The organism is Streptomyces sp. NPDC087845, from assembly GCF_044742755.1.
Lineage (GTDB): Bacteria > Actinomycetota > Actinomycetes > Streptomycetales > Streptomycetaceae > Streptomyces.
Genome location: NZ_JBIUVC010000004.1, coordinates 302,252 through 317,502 on the forward strand (window position 1 = coordinate 302,252; position 15,251 = coordinate 317,502).

The window sequence follows — 15,251 nt, forward strand, 5'->3', positions numbered from 1 at the left end:
CTCACTTGCCCCGGGGAGACTCGGTCACCGTGACCGTCACGGTGACCGCCGGCCGGGCGCCGCTGCCGGCGCCCATGGGCGGATTCGCCCAGCCGCCGGTCGACGGGGCTGCGTTGCAGTTGCCCAGCACATCTGCCCGGAAGACGACCTTCCCGCCGGCCTTCGCGGTCAGGTCCCCCCGCACGCACCGCCCGTCGAGTTCCTGAGTCACCTTGCCGTCGATCGTGATGGCCTTGCCGCTCCCGGTCCGTCCGGTGCAGTCGACGTTCGCGATCCGGTGCGCGGAGGCGGAGGGCGACGCGCCCCCGGTCCGGGCCCCGCCGGCATCCGCCGTGCAGCTCAGCCACTGCACGTCGACCCCGTTGCGCTCCAGGGCGCTGGTGCCGGTCCGGTCGGTGGTCACGGCGATGGACGCGGAGTTCAGCCCGCCCACCGGCTCACAGGCCACCGCACCGGCGGCCGCCGCGCCCGCGAGCGCGGACGCGGCCAGAAAGCGGCGGGTCCTGATCCGACCCCATGCCCTTGTTGTCCCCATACGGGCAGCTTCCCACCATTCACCCGCGGGACGGTAGACGGTTTGCGGCCACTCCGGGCGGGGCGTCGGCGCATCGCAGGGAACGCAGACCGGCCGGCACCCGGGCCGGCCGGTCTCACGACCAGCGGCCGGTGCGCCCCAGCAGCAGCGCCGTCGCGGCCGTACCCGCCGTCGAGGTGCGCAGGACGGACGTCCCGAGCCGGCAGGTCCGGGCGCCCGCCGCGGCGAAGACCGCCAGTTCGTCCGGCGACACACCGCCCTCGGGGCCGACGACCAGCACGATCTCGCCCCGGGTGGGGAGTTGGACGGCTGCCAGTGGCTCGCTGTCGTGCTCCCGGTCCTCGTGCAGGACGGCGGCGAAGCCGGCCGTGGCCAGAAGTGCCGTCACCTGTTTGGTCGTCATCGCGTCCGCCACCTCGGGAAAGCGCACCCGGCGCGACTGCTTGCCCGCCTCCCGGGCGGTGTTGCGCCATTTCGCGAGGGACTTGAGGCCGCGGTCGCCCTTCCACTGCGTGATGCAGCGCGAGGCCTGCCAGGGCACGATCGCGTCGACACCGGTCTCCGTCATCGTCTCCACCGCGACCTCGCCCCGGTCGCCCTTGGGCAGGGCCTGGACGACCGTGATGCGGGGTGCGGGGTGCGGCTCCTCGTGGACCGTCACCAGGTCGACGACCACGAGCCGGTCCTTGCCCTCGGCGGCCCCGACGACTCCTTCCGTCCACCGGCCCCGGCCGTCCGTCAGCACGACGTCCTCGCCGGCCCGCAGCCGCTTCACCGACACGGCGTGCCGCCCCTCGGGCCCTTCCAGGACGAACTCGGGCCCGCCGGGGACCTGTTCGACGACGAAGACCGGTGCGGTCACTGCGTACTCCCTGTGTTCACGGCCGCCCGTGCGGCGTCCAGTTCCTCGGCGAGCAGTTCGATCAGCCGGCCGGCGGGCAGCTCGCGTGCCAGCCGGTGCCCCTGCCCCGCCCACAGGGCCATGCCCTGGGCGTCACCGGCCTTGGCCGCCGCCTTGCGCAGACCGGCGGTCAGATAGTGGACCTGCGGGTACGCGGCGGGGGCGTACGGGCCGTGCTCGCGCATGAAGCGGTTGACCAGGCCGCGGGCCGGGCGGCCGGAGAACGCCCGGGTCAGGTCGGTCCGTACGAACAGCGGGTTGGTCAGCGCCTGCTTGTGCAGCAGATTCGCCCCGGACTCGGGGCAGACGAGGAACGCCGTACCGAGCTGCGCCGCCTCCGCGCCCGCGGCGAGCACCGCCGTGATCTGGGACCCGCGCATCAGCCCGCCCGCGGCGATGATCGGCACCTGTACGGTCTCGCGGACCTGGGTCACCAGGGAGAGGAGTCCGATACCGGTGCCGTCGGTCTGCGGGTCGTCGCGATGGGTGGACTGGTGGCCGCCCGCCTCCATGCCCTGGACGCAGACCGCGTCGGCACCCGCCCACTGGGCGGCCTGGGCCTCCTCGGGCGTGGTGACCGTCACGACGGTGTACGTACCGGCCGCGGCGAACGCGTCGAGGGTGTCGCGGGTCGGGCAGCCGAAGGTGAACGAGACGGCCGGGACCGGGTCCTCCAGGAGGATGGCGAGCTTGGCGTCGTAGCCGTCGTCACCGCCGGAGTCCGGGTCGCCGAGCGGGGTCTCGTACCAGGCGGCCTCACCGGCGAGTTGATGCCGGTACACCTCGACGGCGCTCGGATCGGCGAGTACTGGCTGCGGCATGAAGAGATTGACGCCGAAGGGCTGACCGGTCAGCCCGCGCAGCTGCTTGATCTCGTTGTACATGCCGTCCGCCGTCTTGTACCCGGCGGCGAGGAAGCCCAGCCCGCCCGCCTCGGCGACGGCCGCGACGAGCTGCGGACAGGACACACCACCCGCCATCGGGGCCTGCACGATCGGATACCGGCAGAGATCGGTCAACACGGATGACATGACCGCATCGTGTCACGTCCCGCCTGCCGTGGCGTGCCCGGCCCGGGTCCCCTTTGTCCTCAAATCTCTGCGCGAACGCCGGACGGGCTCGGTGAGCGAGCCCGTCCGGCGTTAGGGAACGGTGCCGCGGGAACGGTGTGCGAAACCGTCCCCGGGAACCGTCAGCGGCCGTTGAAGGCGTCCTTCAGACGGGAGAACAGCCCCTGCTGTCCGGGCTGGAACTGGCCGGTGGGCCGTTCCTCGCCGCGCATCTTCGCCAGGTCGCGCAGCAGCCTCTCCTGCTCCGGGTCCAGCTTCGTCGGGGTCATGACCTCGACGTGCACGATCAGATCGCCGCGCCCGCCGCCCCGCAGATGTGTGATGCCGCGGCCGTGCAGCGGGACCGACTGGCCGGACTGGGTGCCGGGCCGGATGTCGACCTCCTCCAGTCCGTCGAGCGTCTCCAGCGGCACCTTGGTGCCGAGCGCGCCCGCCGTCATGGGGATGGTCACCGTGCAGTGCAGGTCGTCACCGCGGCGCTGGAACACCGCGTGCGGCAGTTCGTGGATCTCCACGTACAGATCGCCGGCCGGGCCGCCGCCGGGGCCGACCTCGCCCTCGCCCGCGAGCTGGATGCGGGTGCCGTTGTCGACACCGGCGGGGATCTTCACGGTGAGCGTGCGCCGGGACCGGATGCGGCCGTCGCCGGCGCACTCCGGGCACGGGGTCGGCACGACCGTGCCGAAGCCCTGGCACTGCGGGCAGGGCCGCGAGGTCATGACCTGGCCGAGGAAGGACCGGGTGACCTGGGAGACCTCGCCGCGGCCGCGGCACATGTCACAGGTCTGGGCGGAGGTGCCCGGCGCGGCACCCTCGCCGCTGCAGGTCGTACAGACCACGGCCGTGTCGACCTGGATGTCCTTGGTCGTGCCGAACGCGGCCTCGGCGAGATCGATCTCCAGCCGGATCATGGCGTCCTGGCCGCGCCGGGTGCGCGAACGGGGCCCGCGCTGCGACGACGTACCGAAGAACGCGTCCATGATGTCGGAGAAGTTGCCGAAGCCGCCCTGTCCGAACCCGCCCGCGCCACCGCCGCCGGAGGCGGACAGCGGGTCGCCGCCGAGGTCGTAGACCTGCTTCTTCTGCGGGTCCGACAACACCTCGTAGGCGGCGTTGATCTCCTTGAACCGCTCCTGGGTCTTCGGATCGGGGTTCACATCCGGATGCAGCTCGCGGGCGAGCCGCCGGAATGCCTTCTTGATCTCGTCCTGAGATGCGTCGCGGCGCACGCCGAGTACGGCGTAGTAGTCCGTGGCCACTTACGACTCCGCCAGGATCTGTCCGACGTAACGTGCCACTGCGCGTACCGCTCCCATCGTTCCGGGGTAGTCCATGCGGGTCGGTCCGACCACGCCGAGTTTGGCGACTGCCTCGTCGCCCGAACCGTAGCCGACCGCGACGACGGACGTGGAGTTGAGCCCCTCGTGGGCGTTCTCGTGCCCGATCCGTACGGTCATGCCTGAGTCCTTGGCCTCGCCGAGCAGCTTCAGCAGCACGACCTGCTCCTCCAGTGCCTCCAGCACCGGCCGGATCATCACCGGGAAGTCGTGCCCGAAGCGGGTGAGGTTGGAGGTGCCGCCGATCATCAGCCGCTCCTCCGTCTCCTCGACGAGGGTTTCGAGCAGGGTGGAGAGCACGGTGGACACGGTCCCCCGGTCCTCGCTCTCGAATGATTCCGGCAGGTCCTGCACCAGCTGCGGGACATCCGCGAAACGGCGTCCGACGACCCGGCTGTTGAGCCGGGCCCGCAGATCGGCGAGAGAGGTCTCACCGAAGGGGGCGGGGCAGTCGATCATGCGCTGTTCGACCCGGCCGGTGTCCGTGATCAGCACGAGCATCAGCCGGGCGGACGCCAGCGACAGCAGTTCCACGTGCCGCACCGTGGACCGGGTCAGCGAGGGGTACTGCACGATGGCGACCTGCCGGGTCAGCTGCGCGAGCAGCCGTACGGTGCGGCCCACGACGTCGTCGAGGTCGACGGCGCCGTCGAGGAAGTTGTGAATGGCCCGGCGTTCCGGCGACGAGAGGGGCTTGACGCCCGCGAGCCTGTCGACGAAGAGCCGGTAGCCCTTGTCCGTCGGGATACGCCCCGCACTGGTGTGGGGCTGGGCGATGAAGCCCTCGTCCTCCAGCACCGCCATGTCGTTGCGGACGGTGGCCGGGGAGACCCCCAGCTTGTGCCGCTCGGTGAGCGCCTTGGAGCCCACGGGCTCCTCGGTGCCGACGTAGTCCTGGACGATGGCGCGCAGCACTTCGAGTCTGCGTTCGCTGAGCATGGCGCACACCTCCAGCTGTGTTCCTCGGTGGTTCTCGGGCCGTTCCCTGTTTCATTCCCAGGAATCCGCCTGGCACTCTGTCCTCGCGAGTGCCAGCAATCCCCCGGCCAGTGTACGGCGGCCGAGTGGGGACCTAGCAAGGGCGACCGGCCACGCTACCGCGTGACCACGCAGGTCGTTGCCGATAGCGTCCCGGTATGGACGTCTCTTGGGAAGAGTTCGGCTGGGAGCGACTCGGTCACGGAATGGGCCGACGGCGCCTTCCAGGATGGGATGCGACCGTCGCGCTGGTGGTCGGAGCCGATGGTGTGCTGCTCTACGACACCGGATCGACGCTCCGCGAGGGCGCCGAAGTACGTGCCCAGGCACAGGCCCTGCTCGGCCGCAAGGTGACGCATATCGCACTCAGCCACCCGCACTTCGACCATGTGCTGGGCACCGCGGCGTTCTCCGGCGTCCAGGTGTACGGAGCGGTCGGCATGGCGGACCTGCTGAAGTCCGGGGCGGACGCGCTGTACGCCTCCGCGGTCCGCCACGGGCTGTCCGAGCACGACGCGGCGGAGGCCGCCGGCGTGGTGGTGGCGCCCCACCACGAGGTGTGCGGCGAGTGGACGCTCGACCTGGGCGGCCGCCAGGTGCTGCTGGCGAACGTGGGCCCCGCCCACAGCGGCCACGATCTGGTGGCGCTCGTCCCCGGCTCCCCCGCGGTGGTGCTCTGCGGCGACCTGGTCGAGGAGTCCGGCGAACCGCAGGCGGGCCGGGACGCGGTCCCGGCCCGCTGGCCGGCCGCGCTGGACCGGCTGCTGGCGCTCGGGGGCGAGGACGCGGTGTACGTGCCGGGCCACGGGCAGGTGGTGGACGCGGTGTTCGTCAGGGCGCAGCGCGACCGGCTGGCCGCCCTCTTCGGCGTGTCGTGACCTGTTCCCGTCCTATCGTCTTCCGATGCGCAGCTACCAGCCGGACCTGACCCCGCCGTGGAAGAGGTCCGCCCCCGTTCCCGAGGTCCCCGCCGAACCCGATCTGGTCGTGGAGGAGGTCTCCACCGGATTCTGCGGTGCGGTGATCCGCTGCGAGAAGACGGCCCAGGGACCGACGGTGACCCTGGAGGACCGTTTCGGCAAGCACCGGGTGTTCCCGATGGAGGCGCGCGGCTTCCTGCTGGAGGGCCGGGTGGTCACGCTCGTACGCCCGTCGGCGGCCGCTCCCGCACGCCCGGCGCGTACGGCCTCGGGTTCGGTCGCGGTACCCGGCGCGCGCGCCCGGGTCGCGCGGGCGGGCCGGATCTATGTGGAGGGCCGTCACGACGCGGAGCTGGTCGAGCGGGTCTGGGGCGACGATCTGCGGATCGAGGGCGTGGTCGTCGAGTACCTGGAGGGCATCGACGACCTCCCGGCCATCGTGCGCGAATTCTCCCCCGGCCCGGACGCCAGGCTGGGCGTCCTGGTCGACCACCTGGTTCCCGGCTCCAAGGAGTCCAGGATCGCGGCCCAGGTGTCGGACACGGACGTCCTGGTGGTCGGCCACCCCTACATCGACGTGTGGGAGGCGGTGAAGCCGTCGTCCGTGGGGATCACCGCCTGGCCGGTGATCCCACGCGGCCAGGACTGGAAGACGGGCGTGTGCCGCGCGCTGGGCTGGGAGGAGAACACGGGCGCGGCCTGGCAGCGCATCCTGTCCACGGTGCGGTCGTACCGGGATCTGGAGCCGGCACTGCTGGGCTCCGTGGAACACCTGATCGACTTCGTGACGGCGCCCGAGGACAGCCTCCCCGGCGTCTGAGGAGCCGGCCCCGGGGCGGGGGCCCGGCCCCGAGGAGCGGCCCCCGGGGCGGGGTCCCGTGTGCGCCCCGGGCCCGCTCCTCAGGGGGTCGCGTACGCCCCGGGGCCCGTTGCACAGGGGGTCGCGTACGCCCCGGAGCTCGCTCCTCAGGGGCCCGCGTACGCCCCGCCCTCTCAGTCCACCAGGTCGCGTACCACCGCGTCCGCCAGCAACCGCCCCCGCAACGTGAGCACCGCCCGCCCCGCCCCGTACGGCGCCCGCTCCAGCAGCCCGTCCTCCACCGCCCGCTCGGACGCGGCCAGCCCCGCCGGTGCCAGCAGCGACAGCGGACATCCCTCCGCGAGCCGCAGCTCCAGCAGGATCCGCTCGACCCGCCGGTCCTCCGCGGAGAGGATCTCGCGCCCGGCCCCCGGCGACCGCCCCTCGGCCAGAGCCTGCGCGTACGCCCCCGGATGCTTCACGTTCCACCAGCGCACCCCGCCGACATGGCTGTGCGCCCCGGGACCGGCGCCCCACCAGTCGGCGCCGCGCCAGTACAGCTCGTTGTGCAGGCACCGGCCCTCGGGCGTGCGGGACCAGTTCGACACCTCGTACCAGGAGAAGCCCGCCGCCGTCATCGCCTCGTCCGCGATCAGATAGCGGTCCGCGTGGGCGTCGTCGTCGGTCATCGGGATCTCGCCGCGCCGGATCCGCCGGGCCAGCCGGGTGCCCTCCTCGACGATCAGCGCGTACGCCGACACATGGTCCGGCCCCGCGCCGATCGCCGCGGCCAGCGAGGCGCGCCAGTCGTCGTCGGACTCCCCGGGCGTTCCGTAGATCAGATCGAGGTTGACGTGAGCGAAGCCCGCCGCCCGCGCCTCGGCGACACACGCCTCGGGCCGCCCCGGCGTATGCGTACGGTCGAGGATCTTCAGCACGTGCTGCCGCGCGCTCTGCATCCCGAACGAGACCCGGTTGAAGCCGCCCTCCCGCAGCTCGGCCAGATACGCCGGACCGACGGATTCCGGGTTGGCCTCGGTGGTGATCTCGGCATCGTCCGCGAGCCCGAACTCGTCGCGGATCGCCCCCAGCATCCGTACCAGGTCCGCCGCGGCCAGCAGGGTCGGCGTACCGCCCCCGACGAAGACCGTACGGACCTGGCGCGGATCGTCGCCGAGGACCTTGCGGGCCTGGCGGACCTCGCCGATCAGATGGGCGGCGTAGTTGTCCCGGGAGGCCAGCGCACCGCCGGAGCCGCGCAGCTCGGTGGCGGTGTACGTGTTGAAGTCGCAGTAGCCGCAGCGGGTCGCGCAGTAGGGCACGTGCAGGTAGAAGCCGAGCGGCCGGTCGGCGGCGCCTTCCAGGGCATGGCGGGGCAGCGCCCCGTCGTCGGGTACGGGTTCACCATCGGGCAGTACGGAAGGCATACCGCCCATTGTCACCCGCCGCCCGGGACCTCCGAGCCACGCTCGTGATCACAGACGGGGACGCACCCTCGGACCGCCCCGCCCGGCCGCCCCGCCGGGCCGCACCCGGCGGGCCACCGCCTCGGGCCACCGCGCCGGACCGCACCACCGGGCCACCGGGCCACCGCGCCGGGCCACCGCGCCGGGCCACCGCCCCGGGCCGCACCCACCGAGCCCCACCCGGCCGCCCCGCCCTTGCGCTCACCCCGCCTGTAGCACCAGCAGCGCCAGATCGTCATCGGGCGGCCGCTCGGCGAATTCGTGCACGGCCCGCTTGATCCGGTCCGCGATCCCGTCCGCCGACAGGCCGGCGCAGTCCGCCAGCGCTTGGGCCAGGCCGTCCCCGTCGTCGAACATCAGCGTCCCGGAGCGCCGCTCCGTCACGCCGTCGGTCACGCACAGCAGGCTGTCGCCCGGTGCCAGTTCGAAGCTCTGGCTCTCGTACGCGACGTCGTCGAAGATCCCGAGCAGCATCTGCGGCTCGGCAGCCGGGCGCACCTGGCCGTCGGGCCGCAGCAGCAGCGGCAGCGGGTGGCCGGCGCTGGCCACGGTGCAGCGCACGCCGCCGCCGGGCAGCGGCACGAGTTCCCCGTACAGCAGGGAGAGGAAGCGGGACTGCCCGGTGTCCGCCGTCTGCTGGCCGCCCGCCGCGGCCACCATGAGCGCGGCCGCCTCGGCGGCCTCCATCGCATCGTCCAGGAGCAGCCGGTTGAGCCGGTCCAGCACCTCGCCGACGCCGAAACCCTCACGGGCCAGCAGTCGCAGCCAGGGCCGGGCCAGTCCGGTGACGACAGCGGCTTCGGGACCGCTGCCCTGGACATCGCCGAGGACGAAGCACCAGCGGTCGCCGGGGCACGGGAAGATGTCGTAGAAGTCGCCGCCGACGACCCCGTCGTCGCTGGGTTCGTACACCAGTGAGCTGGTGACGCCGGGTATGTCGGCGACCTTGCCGGGCAGCAGCGCGCGTTGCAGGATGCGGCTGATGGTGGCCTGCCGGGTGTAGGCACGGGCGGCTCCGACGGCGAGGCCGACCCGGCGCACGAAGTCCTCGATCAGGGCGGTCACTTCGTCGGGGACGCGGGCCGTGCCCTCCCGGCCGAGGAGGACGGCGCCGAGTGTCCGGCCGCCCGACGTGATCCGGTAGGCGAGAGCGGACTCGGCGTGCTCGTCGGTCTTCTCGCCGTCCTCCTCTCCCCCGGGCCAGGGCATGGAGACGGGCCCGGTGCCCACCCGTTCGGGCAGCCTGATCGGGCCCTGCTCCAGCACCGTGCGCAGCTGTCCGGTCTCGGCCTCGTCGCGGTGCCAGACGCTGGCGAGCCGGGGGACGGCCGCGGGGCCGCCGTTCTCGGGCTCCAGCCAGATCGCGCACCAGTCGGCGAGCCTGGGCACCAGTAACTGTCCGGCGAGCGCCGCCACGATGTCCTCGTCGAGCTGGCCGGCCAGCAGGTCCGAGGCCTCGGCGAGGAAGGAGAGCGCGCCGCGGCCGGCCCAGTCCGCGTCGTCGCGCAGGGCCCGCCGCGCGGTGGGGGCGAGCAGTTCGGCGGCGCGCAGCCCCTGCTGGAATCCGGGCTCGGCGGAGGGTTCGGGGAACGGGTTCCAGTCGTCGACGGGAAGCCGGGCCCAGACGGTCTTGAGGCCGGTGCGGTAGGTGATGCCCCAGCGCTCGGCGAGAGTACCGACGAGCTGGAGTCCGCGACCGTAGTCGGCGGGCCCGGCGGGGACCCCGCTCTCCGCCGCGTCGGCCGGGCCGCCGCCCTCCCGGCGCTCGCTGCGCACGGCGCGCGCCGGGTGGTGGTCGGAGACCTCCAGCACCAGGGCCGCGACCTCGTCCTCGGTGGCCTCCTCCAGCCGGCACAGCAGCTCGACGTTGGTCCCGGCGTGCACGACCGCGTTGGTGACCAGTTCGCTGACGACGACCGCCGCGTCGTCGGCCAGACGCTCGCTGAAGCCCACGGCCGCCGGCAGTCCGAGCCCGGTCCACTCGGTGAGCGCCGCCTCGACGAACCGGCGGCCGGCGGAGGGGGCGAGGAGGTTTCCGGGCAGGGACGTGCGGGCGACGGGCCGTGCATCCGCATGGCCGACGGTGGTGCCGGGACGTTGAACGATGTCCCGCTGCAAGGGAATGGACCCCACGGCGCAGCTCCTGACCTGTTCTCGCTCTGTCTGTTCTCGTTCTGTCTGTCTGATCTCGCTGGGCGCCACTGACGACACCGACAGAGTGACAGATGGACCATGCCCGCAAGCGACGAGTTGCCGAAGTGAGCGGAGAAAATGAGCGGGAAGGAACAGGGCGGTGGTGCCGTGCGGCCGGCCGGGACCGGCCGCACGGCGCCGCGTGCGCCGACCGGTGCGACGGGCTGCGACGCGGTCCGTGACGACAGCCCGTCGTACGCCTCGTACGCCCCTTACGCCTCGCGGGCCCCCGTGTACATGTCGTCGATGAGGCTCTTGTACTCACGCTCGACGACCGGCCGCTTCAGTTTGAGACTGGGCGTCAGTTCGCCGTGCTCGATGTCGAGATCGCGGGGCAGCAGCCGGAACTTCTTGATGGTCTGCCAGCGTTGCAGCCCCGCGTTGAGCCGCTTCACATAGCCCTCGATGAGCGCGACGGCCTGCGGGGTGGCCACCACGTCGGCGTACGACTTCCCGCCCAGGCCGTTCTCGGCGGCCCAGCCGAGGATGGTCGGCTCGTCGAGCGCGATCAGGGCGGTGCAGAAATTGCGGTCCGCGCCGTGCACCAGGATGTTGGAGACGAACGGGCAGACCGCCTTGAACTGTCCCTCGACCTCCGCCGGGGCGATGTACTTGCCGCCGGACGTCTTGATGAGGTCCTTCTTGCGGTCGGTGATCCGGAGGTAGCCGTCCACGGACAGCTCTCCGATGTCGCCGGTGTGGAACCAGCCGTCCGCCTCCAGCACCTCGGCGGTCTTCTCCGGCAGCCCCTGGTAGCCCTCCATCAGACCGGGGCCGCGCAGCAGGATCTCGCCGTCGTCGGCGATCCGTACCTCGGTGCCGGGGAGCGGCTTGCCGACGGTGCCGGTGCGGTAGGCCTCGCCGGGGTTGACGAAGGAGGCGGCGCTGGTCTCGGTGAGGCCGTAGCCCTCCAGGATGTGGATGCCGGCGCCCGCGAAGAAGTAGCCGATGTCGGGGGCGAGCGCCGCGGAGCCGGAGACGCAGGCGCGCAGCCTTCCGCCGAACGCCTCGCGGATCTTGGCGAAGACGAGGGTGTCGGCGACCTTGTGCTTGGCACCGAGCGCGAAGGGTACGGAGGCGGTGCCGGTGTGCCGGAAGTTGTCCTGCGAGACGGTCGCGTACTCGCGGGCGACCCCGGCCGCCCACTGGAAGATCTTGTACTTGGCCCCGCCGCCGGCCCGCGCCTTGGCGGCGACGCCGTTGTAGACCTTCTCGAAGATACGGGGGACCGCGGCCATGTACGTCGGCTGGACCACCGGCAGATTCTCGATGATCTTGTCGACCCGGCCGTCCACGGCGGTGACGTGCCCGACCTCGATCTGGCCGTAGGTGAGGACCTTGCCGAAGACGTGGGCGAGCGGCAGCCAGAGGTACTGGACGTCGTCCTTGGTGATCAGCCCGGTCCCGACGGTGGCCTTGGCCATGTACGACCAGTTGTCGTGCGGCAGGCGTACGCCCTTGGGGCGGCCTGTGGTGCCCGAGGTGTAGATCAGGGTGGCCAGCTGGTCGGCCGTGATCGCGGCGACCCGCTCCTTGACCACGTCGGGGTTCTTCGCCAGGTGCTCGGCGCCGCGGGCCTCCAGATCGGCGAGGGTGAGCACCCAGCCCTCGGGGTCGCCCTCGGCGGGCCCGGCGTCCTCGGGGTCGATGACGACGACATGGGCGAGGTTCGGCAGCTCGGCGCGGCGTTCCCGGGCCTTGGCCAGCTGGCCGGCGTCCTCGGCGATCAGCACCCGGCTCTCGGAGTCGGAGAGGATGAACGCCGATTCCTCGGCGTTGGTCGACGGGTAGATCGTGGTGGTGGCGGCGCCCGCGCACATCACACCGAGGTCGACGAGGATCCATTCCACCCGGGTACTGGCGGCGAGCGCGACCCGCTCCTCCGGCTGCACTCCCAGACCGATCAGCCCGGCCGCGATGGCGTACACGCGCTCGGCGGCCTGCGCCCAGCTCAGCGACTTCCACTCGTCGGGCCCCGCGCCGGCGGCCGACGGGACCGGGTAGCGGTAGGCCTCCTCGTCCGGGGTGGCCGCCACGCGGTCGGCGAAGAGGTTCGCCACGGAGGGCGGTCGGTTCTCGATCAGGGTCTGTGTGTCGCTCACGACATCCTCCGGGCCTGCGGCAGTGCTTCACGACCGGCTGCTGGTTGCTGCTTGCTGCTTGTTGTTCCTGCGCGTATTCCTGTTGTTCCTGCGTACGTCTGCGGGTCTGTCCTGCGGTGTCCGGCCCGCGGTGCTCGATCCCGCTTGTTTAACTGGCGAGTAACTACGGAGCCGTGATCAGGGTAGAGCGCCCGCGTCCGCCGCGTAAGAGGCAATGGGCCGCCGCTTCATAACGAACGGGCCCCTGGGTCGCAGGGCGCTGCGACCCAGGGGCCCGTTGGGCTACCACCGAGTAGGGACGGGCCGGAGCCAGGGCGGAATCCCGCGCGGAACCCGCTCCCCGGTCTCGTGGCAGGGGCTACTTCTTGGCCTTGCTGTCCCCGCCCGACTCGTCCGTCGACAGCACGGCGATGAAGGCCTCCTGCGGCACCTCCACATTGCCGACCATCTTCATCCGCTTCTTGCCCTCCTTCTGCTTCTCCAGCAGCTTCCGCTTACGGGAGATGTCACCGCCGTAGCACTTGGCGAGGACGTCCTTGCGGATGGCGCGGACGGTCTCACGGGCGATGACCCGGGAGCCGATGGCGGCCTGGATCGGCACCTCGAAGTTCTGCCGCGGGATCAGCTCGCGCAGCTTGGCGACGAGCCGCACGCCGTACGCGTACGCCTTGTCCTTGTGCGTGACCGCGGAGAACGCGTCGACCTTGTCGCCGTGCAGCAGGATGTCGACCTTGACGAGCTGGGCGGACTGCTCGCCGGTGGGCTCGTAGTCGAGGGAGGCGTAGCCCCGGGTCTTGGACTTCAGCTGGTCGAAGAAGTCGAAGACGATCTCGGCGAGCGGCAGGGTGTAACGGATCTCGACCCGGTCCTCGGAGAGGTAGTCCATGCCGAGCAGGGTGCCGCGGCGGTTCTGGCAGAGCTCCATGATCGCGCCGATGAACTCGCTGGGTGCCAGGACCGTGGCGCGCACGACGGGCTCGTGCACCTTGTCGATCTTGCCCTCGGGGAATTCGCTCGGATTGGTGACGGTGTGCTCGGTGCCGTCCTCCATCTCCACGCGGTAGACCACGTTGGGGGCGGTGGCGATGAGTTCGAGACCGAACTCGCGCTCCAGCCGCTCACGGATCACATCGAGGTGGAGCAGTCCGAGGAAGCCGACGCGAAAGCCGAAGCCGAGCGCGGCGGAGGTCTCCGGCTCGTACACCAGGGCGGCGTCGTTGAGCTGGAGCTTGTCGAGCGCCTCGCGCAGGTCCGGGTAGTCCGAGCCGTCCAGCGGATACAGGCCCGAGAACACCATCGGCTTGGGGTCCTTGTAGCCGCCCAGCGCCTCGGTCGCGCCCTTGTTCAGGGAGGTGATGGTGTCACCGACCTTGGACTGCCGGACGTCCTTCACACCGGTGATGATGTAGCCGACCTCGCCCACGCCGAGGCCGTCGGCCGGGGTCATCTCCGGGGAGGAGACCCCGATCTCCAGGAGCTCGTGCGTGGCGCCGGTGGACATCATCCGGATGCGCTCGCGCTTGTTGAGCTGGCCGTCGACGACTCGGACGTACGTGACGACGCCCCGGTAGGAGTCGTAGACCGAGTCGAAGATCATGGCGCGGGCGGGGGCGTCGGCCTTGCCGACCGGGGCCGGAACGTCCTTGACGACGCGGTCGAGCAGGACGTCCACGCCGATGCCGGTCTTCGCGGAGACCTTGAGCACATCCTCCGGCTGGCAGCCGATGAGGTTGGCCAGCTCCTCGGAGAACTTCTCCGGCTGCGCGGCCGGAAGGTCGATCTTGTTGAGCACCGGGACGATGGTGAGGTCGTTCTCCATCGCCAGGTAGAGGTTGGCCAGCGTCTGGGCCTCGATGCCCTGCGCGGCGTCGACCAGCAGGACCGTGCCCTCGCAGGCGGCGAGCGAACGGGAGACCTCGTAGGTGAAGTCCACGTGGCCCGGGGTGTCGATCATGTTGAGGACATGGGTGCGGCCCTGGTCCTCGCCCGTGTTGGGCGCCCAGGGCAGACGCACCGCCTGGGACTTGATGGTGATGCCGCGCTCGCGCTCGATGTCCATCCGGTCGAGGTACTGAGCGCGCATCTGCCGCTGGTCGACCACGCCCGTCAGCTGGAGCATCCGGTCGGCAAGGGTCGACTTGCCGTGGTCGATGTGCGCGATGATGCAGAAGTTGCGGATCAGCGCCGGGTCGGTACGGCTCGGCTCGGGCACGTGGGTAGGAGTCGCGGGCACGCAGGGTCCTGATTCTTGAGACGCCGAACGCCGTGTCTCGGGTCGATGTCGGTTCGGTCGGATCGATACGTAGCCTCCATCGTCCCATGGTTGCGGGGCAGGGACCGGTTTGGGCCGGTCGGAGCGGGGCTGGTACCGTTGACAGCTGTGCCTCGCGACCCTCTGGGTCATGGGGCGCACATCGAAGATCCAACGAACCTGAAAAGGCTCTGTCGTGGCGAACATCAAGTCCCAGATCAAGCGGAACAAGACGAACGAGAAGGCGCGCCTGCGCAACAAGGCCGTCAAGTCCTCGCTCAAGACCGCTATCCGCAAGGCCCGTGAGGCTGCCGTCGCCGGTGACGTCGAGAAGGCCGCTACGGCTGCTCGCGACGCCTCCCGCGCGCTCGACAAGGCCGTCTCGAAGGGTGTCATCCACAAGAACGCCGCCGCCAACAAGAAGTCGGCGCTGGCCTCCAAGGTTGCCTCCCTCCAGGGCTGAGCATTCTGATGTGACCGCCGGAACGGACCAGCGGGCCCTCTCTCCCGCCCCTGCCCGGCCCCCGCGCCGCACACCGAACCTGCGTTCGCCACGCGGGTGCGGCGCACCGAGTGTGATCCGAAGGCCCCGGCCTCCGCTCTCCCCAGAGCGAAGGCCGGGGCCTTCGGCATACTCGCTGTCCGGACCGCCCGGCCCGTGGTCAGGTCCGTTCGGCACACGTGGACGCGCCCCGGACT

General features: G+C 71.4%; 12 protein-coding genes. 3 read left to right on the forward strand and 9 right to left on the reverse strand.

Going from position 1 to position 15,251, the window contains the following annotated elements:
• Position 1: 1 nt before the first annotated feature.
• The 5 genes from ACIOMQ_RS13385 to hrcA all read right to left on the reverse strand — a co-directional run bounded on the left by ACIOMQ_RS13385 (position 2) and on the right by hrcA (position 4,782).
• Positions 2-535: a hypothetical protein gene (locus ACIOMQ_RS13385; RefSeq protein WP_362194156.1), complete on the reverse strand. Its 534-nt coding sequence runs from the start codon at positions 533-535 to the stop codon at positions 2-4.
• Positions 536-650: 115 nt separating this feature from the next.
• Positions 651-1,397 (reverse strand): 16S rRNA (uracil(1498)-N(3))-methyltransferase, encoded by a 747-nt coding sequence (locus ACIOMQ_RS13390; RefSeq protein ID WP_362194153.1) that lies wholly within the window; start codon positions 1,395-1,397, stop codon positions 651-653.
• Positions 1,394-2,467, reverse strand: a complete 1,074-nt coding sequence (locus ACIOMQ_RS13395; protein WP_362194150.1) for a nitronate monooxygenase — start codon at positions 2,465-2,467, stop codon at positions 1,394-1,396. The genes ACIOMQ_RS13390 and ACIOMQ_RS13395 overlap by 4 nt, the downstream gene beginning before the upstream one ends.
• Positions 2,468-2,628: 161 nt before the next feature.
• Positions 2,629-3,765 (reverse strand): molecular chaperone DnaJ, encoded by a 1,137-nt coding sequence (dnaJ, locus tag ACIOMQ_RS13400; RefSeq protein WP_362194147.1) that lies wholly within the window; start codon positions 3,763-3,765, stop codon positions 2,629-2,631.
• Positions 3,766-4,782, reverse strand: coding sequence for a heat-inducible transcriptional repressor HrcA (gene hrcA, locus ACIOMQ_RS13405; protein WP_093542656.1), 1,017 nt, complete (start codon positions 4,780-4,782; stop codon positions 3,766-3,768).
• A gap of 197 nt (positions 4,783-4,979) precedes the next feature.
• Here hrcA and ACIOMQ_RS13410 point away from each other — a divergent pair, with 197 nt between their 5' ends.
• Positions 4,980-5,699: an MBL fold metallo-hydrolase gene (locus ACIOMQ_RS13410; RefSeq protein WP_402188982.1), complete on the forward strand. Its 720-nt coding sequence runs from the start codon at positions 4,980-4,982 to the stop codon at positions 5,697-5,699.
• A 25-nt stretch (positions 5,700-5,724) separates the two neighbouring features.
• Positions 5,725-6,561, forward strand: coding sequence for a DUF3097 domain-containing protein (locus tag ACIOMQ_RS13415; protein ID WP_402188984.1), 837 nt, complete (start codon positions 5,725-5,727; stop codon positions 6,559-6,561).
• A gap of 173 nt (positions 6,562-6,734) precedes the next feature.
• Here ACIOMQ_RS13415 and hemW read toward each other — a convergent pair whose 3' ends face one another.
• From hemW to lepA, 4 genes are all read right to left on the reverse strand, one after another.
• Entirely contained in the window at positions 6,735-7,976 is a 1,242-nt protein-coding gene (gene hemW / locus ACIOMQ_RS13420) for a radical SAM family heme chaperone HemW (RefSeq protein WP_401264062.1), read from the reverse strand.
• 231 nt (positions 7,977-8,207) lie between these two features.
• The gene (locus tag ACIOMQ_RS13425; protein WP_362194902.1) at positions 8,208-10,124 is read right to left on the reverse strand and encodes an ATP-binding SpoIIE family protein phosphatase; all 1,917 of its coding nucleotides are present in this window, start codon (positions 10,122-10,124) and stop codon (positions 8,208-8,210) included.
• Between the two features lie 287 nt (positions 10,125-10,411).
• Positions 10,412-12,301 (reverse strand): AMP-binding protein, encoded by a 1,890-nt coding sequence (locus ACIOMQ_RS13430; RefSeq protein WP_362194134.1) that lies wholly within the window; start codon positions 12,299-12,301, stop codon positions 10,412-10,414.
• Between the two features lie 358 nt (positions 12,302-12,659).
• The gene (gene lepA, locus ACIOMQ_RS13435) at positions 12,660-14,534 is read right to left on the reverse strand and encodes a translation elongation factor 4 (RefSeq protein WP_362194131.1); all 1,875 of its coding nucleotides are present in this window, start codon (positions 14,532-14,534) and stop codon (positions 12,660-12,662) included.
• Between the two features lie 214 nt (positions 14,535-14,748).
• On the opposite strand from lepA, the gene rpsT reads away from it, so the two are divergent.
• The gene (gene rpsT / locus ACIOMQ_RS13440) at positions 14,749-15,015 is read left to right on the forward strand and encodes a 30S ribosomal protein S20 (RefSeq protein WP_362194128.1); all 267 of its coding nucleotides are present in this window, start codon (positions 14,749-14,751) and stop codon (positions 15,013-15,015) included.
• The last annotated feature ends 236 nt before the right edge of the window (positions 15,016-15,251 follow it).

Bases quoted from the DNA above. Each gene is read 5' to 3' on its own strand.
- ACIOMQ_RS13395 (WP_362194150.1), bottom strand. From the start codon at position 2,467: ATGTCATCCGTGTTGACCGATCTCTGCCGGTATCCGATCGTGCAGGCC.
- hemW (WP_401264062.1), bottom strand. From the start codon at position 7,976: ATGGGCGGTATGCCTTCCGTACTGCCCGATGGTGAACCCGTACCCGAC.
- ACIOMQ_RS13410 (WP_402188982.1), top strand. From the start codon at position 4,980: ATGGACGTCTCTTGGGAAGAGTTCGGCTGGGAGCGACTCGGTCACGGA.
- ACIOMQ_RS13415 (WP_402188984.1), top strand. From the start codon at position 5,725: ATGCGCAGCTACCAGCCGGACCTGACCCCGCCGTGGAAGAGGTCCGCC.
- ACIOMQ_RS13385 (WP_362194156.1), bottom strand. From the start codon at position 535: ATGGGGACAACAAGGGCATGGGGTCGGATCAGGACCCGCCGCTTTCTG.
- hrcA (WP_093542656.1), bottom strand. From the start codon at position 4,782: ATGCTCAGCGAACGCAGACTCGAAGTGCTGCGCGCCATCGTCCAGGAC.